We start from the raw sequence: 16190 nt of genomic DNA on the forward strand, positions 1-16190 counted from the left end.
TTTACCAGAGCGTTCGACGGTGTTACCATGAATTATGTCACATTAAATTAACAGATAATTGGAAGGGTTGTGCTACCGTGATCGATTTACATTGTCATATATTGCCAGGTGTCGATGATGGGGCGCAATCTCTTGCTGATAGCATTGCCATGGCAAGAAAAGCGGTTGAACAGGGGATTCATACGATCGTGGCGACGCCGCATCATTTGAATAATGCCTATGAAAATCCGAAGCGACAAATACTTGCTAGAGTCGAAGAGTTAAACCAACAACTACATAATGAAAACATCGAATTGAAAGTATTGCCGGGTCAGGAAGTCCGGATCCATGGAGAAATGATCGAAGGATATCTAGCAGGAGAAATTCTTCCTGTGAATCATACACCATATGTATTAGTAGAATTCCCTTCCAACCATGTTCCTAGGTATACCGAGAAATTGTTTTACGAGCTGCAGGTGAACGGATTGATACCCGTGATTGTTCACCCGGAACGGAATCAGGAAATCATTGAACGTTCAGATTTACTTTATCAGTTAGTAAAGAAGGGTGCACTAACACAAATCACAGCGGCAAGTGTATGTGGTGACTTTGGTAAAAAAATTAAGAACTTTTCTTTGCAGTTAGTGGAAGCAAGCTTAACGCACTTGATTGCATCGGATGCTCATAATATCAAAAACCGTACGTTTAAAATGAGAGAAGCGTTTGCTGTGATTGAACAGAAGTACGGGAATGAAATGGTTTACTACTTTGATGACAATGCAGCGCTGATGATTGAAGGCAAGCATGTCTATAAGGAAGATCCAGAACGTATAAAAAGGAAAAAATTACTCGGTTTATTTTAAATCCGATTAAGCCGATAAGATTATTTTAAAATAACATACATCTTTCAGGCTGAACAGCCTGAGGCGGCGATGCTACCCTGTCCGATATCCTTGGGAGTACTCGATCATGCTGTGGGAGGGGAGAAATCTTTCAATCCTTAGACGCCTGTCGTCAAAAGCATGGTGTGAGGACGGGTTAGATGCCCGATTTTATATATAAAACATAAATATCTAATGAAAGGATAAGCTTGGTCAGCGCTTGTATTTCCATTAGGTATTTATTTTTTTGCTAAATTGTTTAGATAATCGAAAGATCATATAGAGGAGGGACCAATAGTGAAAAGAGTTAGAAAAGCCATAATCCCAGCTGCTGGTTTAGGAACAAGGTTCTTGCCAGTAACAAAAGCAATGCCGAAAGAGATGTTACCAATTGTCGATAAGCCAACGATTCAGTACATAATCGAAGAAGCAGTTGCTTCTGGTATTGAAGATATTATCATTGTTACAGGTAAAGGAAAAAGAGCGATTGAAGATCATTTCGATAATGCGATGGAGCTTGAACAAAATCTCATCGAAAAAGAAAAATTTGATCTATTAGAGAAAGTAAGGTATCCAACAAACCTAGCAGACATCCATTATATCCGTCAAAAAGAACCAAAAGGACTTGGACATGCCGTTTGGTGCGCGAGAAACTTTATTGGCAATGAGCCGTTTGCGGTATTACTTGGGGATGACATTGTTCAAAGTGATACACCGTGTTTAAAACAGTTAATCAATCAATATGAAGATACTTTCTCCTCTGTGATTGGGGTACAAACAGTACCAGATTCCGAGACACACCGTTATGGAATCATTGACCCTTCATCGCAAGAAGGACGTCGTTATCAAGTGAGTAACTTTGTAGAAAAACCAAAGTCAGGTACGGCTCCTTCTAATCTAGCGATTATGGGACGTTATATCTTAACACCAGAAATTTTCATGTTCCTCGATCGTCAAGAAAAAGGAGCAGGTGGCGAAATTCAGTTAACAGATGCGATCCAAAGGTTAAATGAAATTCAAAGAGTGTTTGCCTATGATTTTGAAGGTACACGCTATGACGTTGGAGAAAAATTTGGCTTTGTTAAAACAACCATTGAATTTGCCTTGCAACACGAAGACCTCCATGATGACATGATAGATTACTTGAAGAACCTAGTTTCTTCTTTAGATAAAGATAAAGTCATTTTATAGAAAGAGGGAGAGTGTCAAGGTTGTCCAATCTAGCAAATCAAGAAGTTGTTTATATAGAAAAGAAAAATACGATTGTCAATGACGGAAAGATTTATCTTTTTACAAAAAGATTGGTAGACATTTTTGGTTCGTTATGCGGAATTATCCTTTTAAGCTTACTGTTTGTGATTATTGCAGTCCTAATAAAGATAGAAGATCCAAAAGGATCAATCTTTTTCTCACAAAACCGTATAGGTCTAAATGGAAGAAAGTTTAAAATGTATAAGTTTCGCTCCATGGTGTCAAATGCAGAAGAGAAGCTTGCTGAACTATTAAAATACAATGAAATAAACGGTGCTATGTTTAAAATGAAAGATGACCCACGAATTACAAAAGTGGGAAAATTCATTCGGAAAACGAGTGTTGATGAATTACCGCAGCTTTTTAATGTACTAAAAGGGGATATGAGTCTAGTTGGTCCTCGCCCACCTCTCCCGAGAGAAGTGGCGGTATATTCTGCTTATGATAAGCAGCGGTTAGTGGTTACTCCGGGGTGTACGGGGCTTTGGCAGGTTAGTGGAAGGAATAGTCTTGGTTTTAATGAAATGGTTGAATTAGACCTTCAATATATCCAAAGAAGAACGTTCCTTTTTGATATTAAAATTATTTTCAAAACGGTGCTAGTATTATTTGGCTCAAAAGACGCATTTTAGAAACGAGGTAAGAAATAAATGATGAAGAATGATTCAAAAATATATGTAGCTGGCCATCGTGGCCTTGTTGGTTCAGCAATAGTCAGAATGCTTAAGGAACAAGGGTACAATAACCTTGTATATCGTACGAGCAAAGAATTAGATCTAAGAGATAATAAAGCAGTTGACAGCTTTTTTGCAGAAGAAAAACCTGAATTTGTATTTCTTGCTGCTGCTAAAGTGGGTGGGATTGTTGCAAACAATGAATATCCAGCGGACTTTATTCGTGACAATTTATTAATTCAAACTAACATTATAGACGCAGCTTATCGCAATAATGTAGAAAAGCTATTATTCCTAGGTAGCACATGTATCTATCCAAAAATGGCACCTCAGCCATTAAAAGAAGAGTACTTATTAACGGGGTTACTTGAACCTACGAATGAACCATATGCCATTGCAAAAATTGCAGGGATTAAGATGTGTGAATCTTATAATCGTCAATATGGAACACAATATATATCTGTCATGCCGACGAATTTGTATGGGGAGAATGATAACTTCGATTTACATACTTCTCACGTATTACCGGCATTAATTCGTAAGTTCCACGAAGCAAAAGAAAACAATGCTCCATTTGTTGAAGTATGGGGTACTGGTACCCCGAAACGGGAGTTTTTATATTCAGATGACCTTGCAGATGCAAGTATCTACTTAATGAACAATTATTCTGGTAATGAATTTGTCAATATTGGTGTTGGCGAAGACATTGCGATTAAAGAATTAGCAGAAGAAATTAAAGAGGTAGTTGGGTTTACTGGAGAGATTAAGTTTGATACTTCTAAACCGGATGGAACGCCAAGAAAATTAGTAGATGTAACAAAGTTGAACACATTAGGCTGGAAAGCTTCTATCTCATTAGATGAAGGACTAAAAAAAGCGTATCAATGGTTCATAGAAAACGAACTATCAAAAGTAAAGTAAACATATATCGGAGGACAAAATGAAAAAGGCATTAATTACAGGTGTAACGGGGCAAGACGGTTCCTATTTAGCAGAACTTTTGTTAGAGAAGGGTTACGAAATACACGGTATGATTCGTCGCAGTTCTTCTTATAACCAAGAACGCTTAGAAGACCTTCTTTCAGAAGAAGAAGCAAATGCATTATTAAATCATTCAAATTTCCACCTTCATTATGGGGATGTAACAGATGCATTAAACGTTACTCGGATTATTGGTGAAATTCAGCCTGATGAAATCTACAATTTAGCTGCACAATCCCATGTACGTGTCTCTTTCGATATGCCTGGATATACATTAGATGTAGATGCTAAAGGTACACTAAATATACTTGAAGCTGTACGGATTCTAGGATTAACTGAGAAAACACGAGTATACCAAGCATCAACTTCTGAACTTTTCGGAAAAGTCCAAGAGGTTCCACAAAAAGAAACAACTCCATTTTATCCACGCTCACCATATGGTGTTGCAAAAATTTATGGATTCTGGATTACAAAGAATTACCGTGAATCATACAATATGTTTGCAGTTAACGGTATTTTATTCAACCATGAATCAGAACGTCGTGGAGAAACATTTGTAACCAGGAAAATTACTTTGGCAGCAGCTCGTATAGCACAAGGCAAACAAAAGAAATTAACTTTAGGAAACTTGGATTCATTACGTGACTGGGGTTACGCGAAAGATTATGTTGAATGTATGTGGTTAATACTTCAACATGATAAGCCTGAGGATTTTGTGATTGCGACTGGTGAAATGCATACTGTACGTGAGTTTGTTGAGTTAGCGTTTAAGCATGTTGGTGTTGAGATTCAGTGGACTGGTCAAGGCGTTGAAGAGAAAGGTGTTAACAAAGCTACTGGAGAAGTGATTGTTGAGGTTGATCCCAAATTCTTCCGACCTGCTGAAGTTGAACAATTATTAGGAGATCCAACTAAATCAAAAACATTATTAGGTTGGAATCCAATAAAGACACCTTTCGAAGAACTAGTCCGTATTATGGTTGAAGCGGATATGATGAAGGTTAATAAAGAAGATAAGATTAAACAAATGTTTGATTAATTTATTTCTTAGTATAAATTAAAAAACCTTTAAAATGATTGGTATGGAAAAAGTAAATTTTTGTTCTTGAAAGATTAAATAAATATTTCTTGGTTAAACCCACTAGCCTATATATTTTTGTGAGTTTACGAATAACATAAGTATGCTTTTTTAGGGCGGACAGTTATTCAACGTATTTTTTATTTTTCGGCACAAGTATATGACAGGAGGTTGAAGTACGATGGAAAAAAAAAATGATTCTTGGATAAAGTTTTACAATAAAACACCTGTTTTCAAGCGTATTGTGGACAAGTCAAAAATCCCCACCTGTAATATTCTTGGTGTGGAAATAGCTGCAATAAATATTGAGTGGTTGCTAGATTATTTAAGAGCAAACGTAAAGAGTGTAACTGGAAACCGGCTTGCAGGTGATTACATTTGTGTTTCCAATGTTCATACAACTGTTACTTCTTATGAGGATAAGTTATATTGTGACATTCAAAACAGTGGTCTAATGGCAATTCCAGATGGTGGACCACTCAGTACGATTGGGCGGAAGCGTGGACATAAAAATATGAGTAGAACCACTGGTCCCAATTTGATGAGTGAGTTGTTTAAGGTTTCTGCTGAAATTGGTTACCGTCATTTTTTTTACGGATCCACTGAAGAAACACTCGATAAACTTTTTAAACAGTTAACTGTTAAATATCCCGGTATTCAAATTGCTGGAATGTATAGTCCTCCGTTTCGCCCGTTAGCGCCTGAGGAAGACGAGGAAGTTATAAAAAAAATTAATGAGACTAAACCTGATTTTGTGTGGATCGGGCTAGGTGCACCTAAACAGGAAAAATGGATGGCAGAACACCAAGGTTTATTGGACGGCTTAATGCTTGGAGTAGGTGCTGGTTTTGATTACATTGCTGGCAATATAAATAGAGCGCCAGAGTGGATGCAGAATAATAATTTGGAGTGGGTATATCGGTTAATTCAAGAGCCGAAGAGGCTGTTTAATAGATATTTGCAAACTAATACTAAGTTTATCTGGTTGGTTATGGTGGAAGGTAAATGAAAATGGAAAAGACAATATCAAAGCCCAAAATTTTAATTGTTCACAACTATTATCAAATCCCTGGCGGGGAAGATACTGTTGTCGCAAATGAGACGAAGTTGTTAAAACAAAAGGGACATGAGGTAGTATTTTATAGTAGGAACAATTCCGAATTGAAAGATTTGAATTTGTTTCAGAAACTGTGTTTACCTTTTACAACAGTGTTCTCTATTAAAACGTATAGAGAGGTCAAAGAAGTAATAAAAAAGCAAAATATAGATATAGTACATGTTCATAACACACTGAATTTGATTTCTCCATCTGTGTATTATGCTGCTTTCGCATGCAAGGTCCCAGTGGTTCAGACCATACACAACTTTAGAATGCTTTGTCCAGCTGCAACATTTTATCGAAATGGTAATATCTGTGAGGATTGCACCAGCAAAGGGCTAAAGTGTGCAATTAAGTATTCGTGTTATAGACAAAGCAAATTACAAACGATTGCATGTGTTGTCACACTAAAATTACATCGTTTTTTTGGTACCTACAAGAAACTGAATTATATTTGTTTGACTGAATTTAATATGTTAAAACTTCTTGAGTTGAATAAAGGTAAAAAGAAGATTATCGATCCGGAAAAGGTTTTTATTAAACCAAATTTTATAAATATAGAATAAAAGACTTAGAATATAGAAAAATAGCTCTATTTTTTATATGACTACTTAGCTTTAATAGGTTTAATAATTTTTTATAATTTTAGTTTTACCAAGAGGCACCATTTTAAATGAATTTTATTTTTGATTACAGATAAAACTCTTATAAAAGGAAGAAAGCATATATATATTTTTTTAAAAGATAATGTAAATTGGAAAATCAATAAAAGGCTGAAAGGATAATTGAGATGAAGAAAAATAAATACAGAAAGGAATGTCACAGGAAGAATCAGTTCATCTTTGCTGGTCGTCTTGATAAAACTAAAGGTATAGACAAACTATTGAAAGCGTGGAAGTTACTGTCCGTTAACAGTGAATTTACGCCAATTCTATTAGTATGCGGAACTGGCCCAGAAGAAGAATGGTGTAGAGAATTCATAATAGCTAATTCGCTTGAGAAGTCCGTCAAAATGTTGGGCTTTGTAGAAAATAAAAGTGCAATTCTGCATATTGCTGAGAGTATGGCACTTATATTACCAACTCAATTGTATGAAGGGTTCCCAATGACTATTGTAGAAGCGTTTGGGTGTGGAACCCCAGTTTTGGGTAGCGCTATAGGCAACGTGGAAAGTCTAGTTATTGAAGGAGTAACGGGATTTACTTTTGACCCTTACTCATCAGAAGAAATCGCTGATGTTGTTCAGATTGTGATGGCAATGGGAATTGAGAAAGATGATTTGTTCAAGAGTACTTATGAATACTATAAACAGCATTACACTGCACAAGAGAATTATAAGGATTTAACAAATATCTATGAAAAGGTTTTAGCCAAACCACCTGCAAAAAAAGGAGACAGTTGAAATTGCTTTCGTTTGCTCATCCTATTTTTGGTAAAAATATTTTCATACTAAAAAAGTGTTTTGTGATTATAAAGAAGAAATCACAGCTGATGTACAAAGATAAAGTTAATTTCTGGTTGGTACAAAGGATTGTATCAAAGGAGAATTTTACATGTTGAAAGATGCTACTACAATTAATCGAGTTGATAAGAATTTTGGAATATTACGTCTATATTGTGGTTCAAGTGGTCAAAAGGGATACTATAATCTTCAAGAGGTTGGCTTAGCGAAGGCTTTGGCTAAACGTGGATATTCGGTATTCATTTTTTTACTAAATTCTGAACTGAAAAAGAGAAATGAAGAAATTGTTTCTGAAAATATTCGGATTGTTCATGTACCAGCAAAGAATATTGTAAATCATGGTTTCTTCAAATGCTCTGTACTTTTAGATTATGAGATAAATATTTTGCAATTGCAAAGTGATAATCAGATTTATGCACCACATGTAATGAAATTTTGTAAAAAGCATAAAATCAATTTTTATAATTATATAGGTACTGTGTTTAGTGATAGTAAGAATTACTTAAAACGTATTCTTATGAATTCGTTTTCTAGAAGAAATATAGGCTATTTTAGTGAACACTCTACTTTTGTAAAAACACCACATGTCAAAGATCAACTGAAAACAATGGGCGTAAGGAATATAGAAGTCCTACCAGTAGGTCTTGATTTTAATGTTATTCCTCAAGTGTTAGAAAGCAAGAACGCTTTGAGAAAAATGCTGGGTTTACCAATTAAAAAAAAGATTTTAGCTTTTGTTGGGCGATTAGAAGAGTATAAGCAACCGTTGGATATTCTAAAATTAATGCATAAACTTGATGATAGGTATTTTTTACTATTGATAGGAAAGGGTAGTTTAAAAGAGATTTTGTTTTCAAAAATCAGAGAGTATAAATTAGAAGGAAGAGTTAAATATTTGGAGGCTGTCCCAAATCAAGAAATGCATTCTTATTATAAAGCTATTGATTGTTTAATAAATATGAATCAACATGAAATTTTTGGGATGAGTATCCTAGAGGCCATGTATCAAGAATGTCCAGTAGTAGCACGACATGCACCTGGTCCGAATTTTATTATTGATAATGGTGTCACTGGATTCCTTTGTGATGATTTGAAAACAATGATTAAGTCCTTGGAAAAATTAGATGAAAATATGGGTATTCAATCAAAAGAGAGAATTATCAATATTTTTAATTGGGACAGCACTTGTGAAAAAATATTAAAAAGCCTTACAATTAATGAAAATGTCAAGATATAAATGAATCGTTAGGGATACACAGGAGGAACTATCAAAATGAAACCAGTCAAATTATATTATGCCAAATTACCAAATATGGGTGACCTGCTAAATGAATATATTGTACCAATGGTAACCGGACGTGAAATCGAACACTGTGAATCAGTTTCGAAGTTTGATGTGATGGGAATTGGTAGTTGTGGTGGTGCAATTTGGGGTAATAAATATTCAGGTATAAAAAATAATATCAAAGACTCAGCCAAAAAATTGATTTGCGGACCTGTAAGCTCACCATATGCAGTCTGGGGTACTGGACTTTTACAGAATTTTAGTGGGCGGAAATTGGAACTAGTTCGTAAAAATGTCAATTTTATTGCAGTGAGAGGAGCTCTAACACAGAAGGTGATAGAAGAATCACTTGGTAGAAAAATAAATCCTGTTTTGTGTGATGGAGGAATATTAACGGCAGATTTACTAGGAAAAATTCCGGACAAAGAATTTGAAGTTGGTATAATCCCACATTATAAAGAAGAACATATTTTTCAAAATAATGGAATATATGAAGGCTTCAAGAAAAAATTTCCGTCAATTAAAATTATTGATCTACGTGAGGATCCCATTAAAGTAATAAAAGATATTGCAAAATGTAGCATTATTATTTCAAGTTCCCTACATGGTTGCGTTTGTGCTGATAGCTTTAATATTCCAAATATGAGAATTCAGGTGTCTTCAATTCCAGGAAGTGGCTATAAATTCGACGATTATTATAGTGGATTTGGAATAACTAATCCTGCATTTTTTATAAACGATGGAAATAATATACCAAGTTATAATGATGTAATAGACCAATACAAAATTAGGTCAGAGGATGTTGAAGAAAAGAAACGTGGTATGCGTGACTGCTTACTAAAATTTGTAGAGGAGCAGATATCCTAAAGGCCAAAAGGGGATAAGTAATGAAATATCTTATATTAATTGATACGAAATTTCCATATAGAGCTGGGGAAAGCTTCCTCGAAAGTGAAATAAGTGAAATTTCTGCAGAGTTCGATCGGATTTTCATTTTTCCAACTGATGCTATGATTAGAGATCCACAAACGAGGAAAATCGATGAACAAAATGTTACTACAGAGCTTTTTGAATCTAGTAATACAAAGTTCCGCAAAGGAAAGTGTGCCTCAAAAGCCATTTTCACAATGTGGGGGTACCATGGAAGGTTAAAACATCGTTTTCTCGATGCGTACTTTGACAATGCTGCAAGAGATCAGGCAATGAAAATCATACACTATTTGAAGAAGAATGACTTTCAAGCGACTGATCAAGTTTTCGTATATAGTTATTGGTTTTACATCACTGCGCGGATAGCGATAGAGATTAAAACTTATTTCCAGGAGATAGGCATTCCTGTAAAAACTGTTTCCCGTGCACACCGATTCGATATTTATGAGGACATTCATCAGAGAGGCTACCTGCCTCGGCGTCAATTCTTGTTAGAAAATTTAGATAAAGTGTTTCCTTGCTCAGATAATGGCACTCATTATTTGGAGAAGAAGTTCCCCGCTTACGGAAACAAGATTACGACAGCTCGTCTAGGTACCTATGATCATGGGGAAGGCGTTTCTGACCGAAAAGAATGGTTTCATCTTATTTCCTGTTCCCGAGTAACTTCAATTAAAAGGGTGGACAGGATTATAGACACTCTGAAAATACTGGAAGGCGAAGGGTATCAAATAGCCTGGACTCATATCGGGGGAGGTCCATTACTAGATAAAGTGAAGGAAAAAGCGAATGGATTGAAAGTTTCAAAAGTAGTTTTTAAGGGCTCAGTTGCAAATACACAGGTTTATGAATATTATCGCCAGAATCCTGCAGATCTTTTTGTTAATGTTAGTACATCAGAGGGGCTGCCAGTATCAATTATGGAAGCCATCTCATTTGGAATCCCTACAATTGCAACGGATGTTGGTGGAACTTCTGAAATTGTTGTTAATAACGTGAGCGGCTATTTGTTAAACAAGAATTTTTCAGATAGAGAACTTGCAGATAAAATAGCCTGTATTATTCGGATGTCAGACAATGAATACACGCATTTACGTAGATCAGCGCGTAGATATTGGTTTATAAATTATCAGGCGAATAAAAATTATAAAGATTTTGCGGAAAATATACTACAATTAATGTAGTAATCATTAAAGACAATTTCAAGCTATACTTTATTGATTTTTTGGTAGTAAATTCAATGTAGATTGGATGGAAAAAGATGTGAAAGAAATATTAGTATTGATTACAGGATTAAAAATGGGTGGTGCTGAAAAAAGCCTTGTGTCATTTTTTAATTCTATCGATAAAAGTATACTTGAAAATAATCAATATGTATTTGATTTAATGGTGGTAGATAAAATAGATGCTTCTTTTAATTTAAGTCAGATTCCTTCATTTGTAAATATAGTTAATGCACCTCGAGATTTAGTTATTTATTCAACTCCACTAAAACAACTAATCAAAGCAAATAATATTGGTTTAGGCGAGTTAATTAAAAAATTGAGTTGGACTGTAAGAAAAAGGATAAACTCAAAGCATAATGAAATGTCTGAAAATGAACTACTTTGGTATGTTGAAGGGAAAAATCTTTCCAGTTTGCAAAAGGAATATGATGTTGTTTTGGCCTATTTAAATGGCACAACAACATATTATGCAATCGAAAATATTAGTGCAAAGAAAAAAATCGTGTGGATGCATAATGATTTTGATCGACTTGGCTATAATGTAAGTTTTCAAAAAAGATTTTTGGATAAAGCAGATTACATCGTTACGATATCTAATTCTTGTGCCGATAGCTTAAAAAAATACTTTCCTGATTTGCTACCTAAGATTAAGGTGATTGAAAATATTTCTTCCGGTTTATCTATTAGAAAGATGGCAGATGAGTTTTATCCCGATGAGTTTAAGAATGCCAATGAAAAAAAGATACTTCTTTCTATTGGCAGATTAGTACACCAAAAAGGATATGATATAGGAATCAAGGCATGTAGAATTTTGAAAAATAAAAGCATTGAATTTGTATGGTACATCCTAGGAACAGGGGAACTACAAGAAGAGATCTTACAGAATATAAAAAAAGAAGGCCTGGAAGATAATGTGGTTTTGCTTGGGATTAGGGAAAATCCATATCCCTATATAAAAAATTGTGATGTATTTTTCCAACCATCAAGATATGAAGGAAAGTCGATTGCGCTAGATGAAGCAAAAATATTGAACAAGCCGATTGTTGTTGCTGCATATGATACAATCTATGATTCAATCGTGAATGAAGAAACAGGAATTATTTGTAAATTAGATAGCGAATTTCTTGCTAAGGGTCTTATCAAAGTATTGCAATCAGAGGATTTACAAAGGAAACTTAATTTGAATTTGGTTTCTGAAAAAAATGATAATGCAAGTGAAATAAATAAATATTTTAAATTAATTAATGAATGAAACAAACTTTTCGTTAGTGTGGTTAGATGTATATGGAATATAAAATAAATGTTGGCAAAATAATATTTGCATTAACTATAACGGCACTGTGCCAGCCTTTGGGTGCATATGGAGTGCCAATTGCCCATGATCTTTATTCATTAGGTAAGATATTAGCATTAATTTATGCTACCTATCTAATACTTACAAAGAGGGTTCGGTTGGACCGCTTTATTGTTTCAGTTTTGGCACTTCTTACATTTCTTTTAGTGCCTACATTTGTGAACTCTGGTGATATACGTGTATGGTTCATGCAGTTTTATTTATATGGATCTACATGTATTATACTACAGTTTTGGATACGAAAGGATATGCACTATACAGTAAAGTGCATTGCAAGTGTGTTGTCGATGATATTATTGGTTAACTTAATAACATTCTTTCAAAATGGTATCGATTATGCAGAAAATAGTGAGGCTAGTATTTCTTATCTAATTGGAATAAGAACAAGGATTGGAGATATTGCCTACCTTGCATATGCAGTATCCTTATTTGGTTTACTAATTAGTAAAAGAAAAAAATTGCAACTATATGTTCCGATAAGCATATTTAGTTCTTTATACTTCATTATAATTAATCGCGTTTCCACATCATTGTTGTGTACTGTAGTTTTTGCAATAGTAATAATACTATCTCTAAAGTTTGTAAAAGTAATAAAACGCTCTATATTTATCGTTTTCTTGGGTTCCATATTAACTAGTGTACTTATAATTTTCACTAAAATTCAAAATAAATTTTCTTGGCTTATTGAAGATATTTTGCATGAATCTTTAACCCTTAATGGCAGAACATTCATTTGGGATAGTGTTTTAGCACAAATGCCTGGTTATTGGGGAATAGGTCACGGTTTGGGTGTTGAAAAAAGTTTCAATATTTTAATTGGATATACAACAGGAACACATAATCAGTTTATGGATATTTTGTTTAACGGTGGGATTATTGGTTTAGCATTATTTATTAATATGGTATATGCTGCAATAACAAAATTGCAAAATACAACAGAGAAGATGGCAATAAGTATTCTGAGTTCTGCAATTGTAGCATACAGTATTTCAATGATAAGCGAAGTGATGAGTTCGAGTGTTTATTTCTATATCCTGTTAACCTTGTGTGCAAATGCTCAGTATATCAAACGAAATACAAAATAAAGTAAAACAGCGAATGGGAGAAATATTCTGTGAAAATACTTACATTAATTGTGACGTATAATAGGAAAAAATTTTTAGAAGAATGCTTACATGCCTTACAAAACCAAAGTTATCTAGACTTTGATATATTAATTATTGATAATAATAGCACTGATGGGACAAAGGAAGTCTGTGAGAAGTTCCTTTCTAATAAAGTTTTTTATCATAATACAGGTAAGAATGTAGGGGGCGCTGGAGGTTTTGCGATTGGAATTAAAACGGCACTGCAGAAATCTTATGATTATTGTTGGGTTATGGACGATGATACAATACCTCAACCATCATCATTAGAATCTTTAGTATCTAAGGCGAATTCTATTAAAAATCAATTTTCTTTTTTATCTAGTGTAGTAAGGTGGACAGATGGATCCATTTGTACTATGAATGCACAAAAAATTGATACAAAGTGGTTAGGTGAAAATGAGATAATTGATAAGCATCTAATTAAAGTAACATTTTGTTCATTTGTTGGATGTTTCATTAATCTTGGTGTTGCAAGAAATGTGGGTATTCCGATAGCTGAAATGTTCATATACGGAGATGACTTAGAATACACAACAAGATTAAATGGAGTTAAGCAAGGGTATGTAGATCTTGATAGTGTTGTAATACACAAAATGGCTGAAAATAAAGGTACAAATATTATTGAAGAATCGAAGAATAGATTGGATAGATATTATTATAATTTCAGAAATAGGATTTATATATGCAGAAAATATGGCGGTTTATTTTCATTTATCAAAGGTACATTTAAATTAGCTATGCAAATTTTATTTAGGAAAAACTGTGAATTTAGACGTAAAAAATTATATGTTATGACTAAAGGTTTATTAGCAGGGTTTTTCTTTAATCCTGTAATTGTAACAAAATATAATGATATCTAAAGTAATAAGGAAAATTAAAGTAGTATTATTATGGTAATTTCGGTGTAGTTCAGATATGTTTTTTTAGAAAATTATCAATAGTGGGGGAATTTTTTCGTAATTAATACCGGAAATTGCCTTATCGGTTTTAGTTTAAAGGAATAATGTACAATGTACGGTAAAATTACTTGTTTATTCACTATATGAATTTCTAATCCATCTTTATAGGTACATGTTGTAATGGTTGAAACATTAGAAGTGCATAAAGAATAGTTATGTAAGGAAATAGAGAATGATGTGGTATTTATATAATAAGGAGTTATAAATGAAATCAGCAAATCTAAGATCTATAAGATTTAATTTTATTATGAATAGTATATTAACAATGTCGTCATTTATATTCCCTTTAATATCATTTCCGTATGTATCAAGAATACTTATGCCAGAGGGTATGGGCAAAGTTACATTTGCTATTTCTGTTATTTCTTATTTTGCAATGTTTGCTCAGCTGGGTATTCCTACATATGGTATAAGAACATGCGCAAAGATAAGGGATAATAAGGAAGAATTAACAAAAAACGTACAGGAAATTTTCATTATTAATATCATTATGAGCTTTGTAGCCTATATTGCATTTTTTATTGCCTTATCTACTGTACCGAGACTCCAAGAGTCCAAAATTCTATTCTTAATTGTTAGTTCAACAATTTTATTTAATACAATCGGTGTGGAATGGCTTTATAAAGCACTTGAACAATATGCTTACATTACAATTAGATCTATGATCTTTAAATTTGTGGCTTTGATAGCAATGTTTGCGTTGATTCATCAGCAAAGTGATTATGTAATTTATGGTGGTATATCTATACTAGCTGCAGTAGGATCAAATTTACTAAATTTTATTAATGTTCGTAAATATATTGGCATGCGCCCAGTTGGAAATTATAATTTTAAAAAGCATATGAAACCAATATTTGTCTTTTTTGCAATGTCTATGGCAACGACGGTATATACAAACCTTGATAAAATAATGCTTGGTTTTATAAAAAATGATGAGGAAGTTGGATACTATTATGCAGCGGTAAAGATCAAAATGATCTTGGTTAGTATAGTCACTTCCTTGGGTACCGTAATTTTACCCAGGGCATCCTTTTATATTGAACACGGATTTCAGGATGAATTTTTAAGGATTACCCAAAAAACACTGAATTTTGTTATCATATTGGCGGCACCGTTGACATTGTATTTTATGATATTTGCTCGTTCCGGTATTTTTTTCTTATCCGGGAATGCATATGAAGGTGCTGTATTTCCTATGCAGGTTATTATGCCGACGCTACTGTTTATTGGTATGACCAACATTATGGGTATTCAGATACTTGTTCCAAAGGGAAAAGAAAAAGTTGTGTTATTTTCAGTGATTGCTGGTGCAATTGTCAATTTGATAATTAACATAATCTTGATACCCAATCTTGCATCAACAGGTGCAGCTATTGGTACATTAGTTGCAGAAATTGTTGTATTTATTGCACAGTATATTGCACTTAAAGATATTATAATGCCAATGTTTTCAAAAATCCATTATAAATCGATTCTTTTAGGATTAGTATTAGCCACACTGGCATCGATATGGGTTATGGGACTAGGTCTTTCTAATTTCTTTACTTTAGCTATCTCCTCTGTTTTGTTTTTTGCTGTATATGCTAGCGTTTTAAATATCTTCAAAGAGCCATTTGTAATTGAATTGAAAGGTCAAGTAATTGATAAGTATATTAAGAAAAAAAATGATCAAAAAAATTAGACTTCCGATTTTTATATTTTTTCAGCAAAATCCTTTTCTAAGCCGATACCCAAAATTGTTTATATCTTATACTATGTTCCCATAAGTAAATAAAGCATGTGATTTTAGAAAATGAATATATTTTATTGTTTATAAGTCTGTTATTTTCCTCGTACTGTATTTCTGAGGAGTTTTTAATTGAAAAAATATCTTTTATAAAGAA

The 16190-nt window shown here is 33.6% G+C and carries 15 protein-coding genes; all 15 read left to right on the plus strand.

Going from position 1 to position 16190, the window contains the following annotated elements; translation table 11 throughout:
* Window positions 1-77 precede the first annotated feature (77 nt).
* The 15 genes from V7124_RS03855 to V7124_RS03925 all read left to right on the plus strand — a co-directional run bounded on the left by V7124_RS03855 (window position 78) and on the right by V7124_RS03925 (window position 15988).
* Window positions 78-842: a tyrosine-protein phosphatase gene (locus tag V7124_RS03855; RefSeq protein ID WP_335486197.1), complete on the plus strand. Its 765-nt coding sequence runs from the start codon at window positions 78-80 to the stop codon at window positions 840-842.
* Window positions 843-1157: 315 nt separating this feature from the next.
* The gene (gene galU, locus V7124_RS03860; protein ID WP_335486200.1) at window positions 1158-2051 is read left to right on the plus strand and encodes a UTP--glucose-1-phosphate uridylyltransferase GalU; all 894 of its coding nucleotides are present in this window, start codon (window positions 1158-1160) and stop codon (window positions 2049-2051) included.
* A gap of 53 nt (window positions 2052-2104) precedes the next feature.
* Window positions 2105-2743: a sugar transferase gene (locus V7124_RS03865; RefSeq protein ID WP_335486655.1), complete on the plus strand. Its 639-nt coding sequence runs from the start codon at window positions 2105-2107 to the stop codon at window positions 2741-2743.
* Window positions 2744-2764: 21 nt separating this feature from the next.
* A complete protein-coding gene (gene fcl, locus V7124_RS03870; protein WP_335486658.1) occupies window positions 2765-3706 on the plus strand; it encodes a GDP-L-fucose synthase in 942 nt (313 codons plus the stop codon).
* 19 nt (window positions 3707-3725) lie between these two features.
* Window positions 3726-4805, plus strand: a complete 1080-nt coding sequence (gene gmd, locus V7124_RS03875; protein ID WP_335486203.1) for a GDP-mannose 4,6-dehydratase — start codon at window positions 3726-3728, stop codon at window positions 4803-4805.
* Window positions 4806-5025: 220 nt separating this feature from the next.
* Window positions 5026-5853 (plus strand): WecB/TagA/CpsF family glycosyltransferase, encoded by an 828-nt coding sequence (locus V7124_RS03880; protein WP_335486206.1) that lies wholly within the window; start codon window positions 5026-5028, stop codon window positions 5851-5853.
* Entirely contained in the window at window positions 5850-6509 is a 660-nt protein-coding gene (locus tag V7124_RS03885; protein ID WP_335486209.1) for a glycosyltransferase, read from the plus strand. The genes V7124_RS03880 and V7124_RS03885 overlap by 4 nt, the downstream gene beginning before the upstream one ends.
* 224 nt (window positions 6510-6733) lie before the next feature.
* Window positions 6734-7345, plus strand: a complete 612-nt coding sequence (locus tag V7124_RS03890) for a glycosyltransferase (protein WP_335486212.1) — start codon at window positions 6734-6736, stop codon at window positions 7343-7345.
* A gap of 151 nt (window positions 7346-7496) precedes the next feature.
* A complete protein-coding gene (locus V7124_RS03895) occupies window positions 7497-8642 on the plus strand; it encodes a glycosyltransferase family 4 protein (protein WP_335486215.1) in 1146 nt (381 codons plus the stop codon).
* A 36-nt stretch (window positions 8643-8678) separates the two neighbouring features.
* Window positions 8679-9557 carry a polysaccharide pyruvyl transferase family protein gene (locus V7124_RS03900; protein WP_335486219.1) on the plus strand — a complete coding sequence of 293 codons (879 nt, stop codon included), beginning with the start codon at window positions 8679-8681 and terminating at the stop codon, window positions 9555-9557.
* 20 nt (window positions 9558-9577) lie between these two features.
* Window positions 9578-10804 carry a glycosyltransferase gene (locus tag V7124_RS03905; RefSeq protein WP_335486222.1) on the plus strand — a complete coding sequence of 409 codons (1227 nt, stop codon included), beginning with the start codon at window positions 9578-9580 and terminating at the stop codon, window positions 10802-10804.
* Window positions 10805-10871: 67 nt separating this feature from the next.
* A complete protein-coding gene (locus tag V7124_RS03910) occupies window positions 10872-12098 on the plus strand; it encodes a glycosyltransferase (RefSeq protein ID WP_335486225.1) in 1227 nt (408 codons plus the stop codon).
* A 32-nt stretch (window positions 12099-12130) separates the two neighbouring features.
* The gene (locus V7124_RS03915) at window positions 12131-13285 is read left to right on the plus strand and encodes an O-antigen ligase family protein (protein WP_335486228.1); all 1155 of its coding nucleotides are present in this window, start codon (window positions 12131-12133) and stop codon (window positions 13283-13285) included.
* Between the two features lie 29 nt (window positions 13286-13314).
* Window positions 13315-14208, plus strand: coding sequence for a glycosyltransferase (locus V7124_RS03920; RefSeq protein ID WP_335486232.1), 894 nt, complete (start codon window positions 13315-13317; stop codon window positions 14206-14208).
* Between the two features lie 304 nt (window positions 14209-14512).
* Entirely contained in the window at window positions 14513-15988 is a 1476-nt protein-coding gene (locus tag V7124_RS03925; RefSeq protein WP_335486235.1) for a flippase, read from the plus strand.
* Window positions 15989-16190: the final 202 nt, after the last annotated feature.

Source organism: Neobacillus niacini (assembly GCF_036961885.1).
GTDB lineage: Bacteria > Bacillota > Bacilli > Bacillales > Cytobacillaceae > Neobacillus > Neobacillus niacini_H.

Excerpts from the sequence above, each read along its gene's own strand:
- fcl (WP_335486658.1), top strand. The coding sequence starts at position 2,765 with ATGAAGAATGATTCAAAAATATATGTAGCTGGCCATCGTGGCCTTGTT.
- gmd (WP_335486203.1), top strand. The coding sequence starts at position 3,726 with ATGAAAAAGGCATTAATTACAGGTGTAACGGGGCAAGACGGTTCCTAT.
- V7124_RS03880 (WP_335486206.1), top strand. The coding sequence starts at position 5,026 with ATGGAAAAAAAAAATGATTCTTGGATAAAGTTTTACAATAAAACACCT.
- V7124_RS03885 (WP_335486209.1), top strand. The coding sequence starts at position 5,850 with ATGAAAATGGAAAAGACAATATCAAAGCCCAAAATTTTAATTGTTCAC.
- V7124_RS03890 (WP_335486212.1), top strand. The coding sequence starts at position 6,734 with ATGAAGAAAAATAAATACAGAAAGGAATGTCACAGGAAGAATCAGTTC.
- V7124_RS03895 (WP_335486215.1), top strand. The coding sequence starts at position 7,497 with ATGTTGAAAGATGCTACTACAATTAATCGAGTTGATAAGAATTTTGGA.
- V7124_RS03900 (WP_335486219.1), top strand. The coding sequence starts at position 8,679 with ATGAAACCAGTCAAATTATATTATGCCAAATTACCAAATATGGGTGAC.
- V7124_RS03905 (WP_335486222.1), top strand. The coding sequence starts at position 9,578 with ATGAAATATCTTATATTAATTGATACGAAATTTCCATATAGAGCTGGG.
- V7124_RS03910 (WP_335486225.1), top strand. The coding sequence starts at position 10,872 with ATGGAAAAAGATGTGAAAGAAATATTAGTATTGATTACAGGATTAAAA.
- V7124_RS03915 (WP_335486228.1), top strand. The coding sequence starts at position 12,131 with ATGGAATATAAAATAAATGTTGGCAAAATAATATTTGCATTAACTATA.
- V7124_RS03925 (WP_335486235.1), top strand. The coding sequence starts at position 14,513 with ATGAAATCAGCAAATCTAAGATCTATAAGATTTAATTTTATTATGAAT.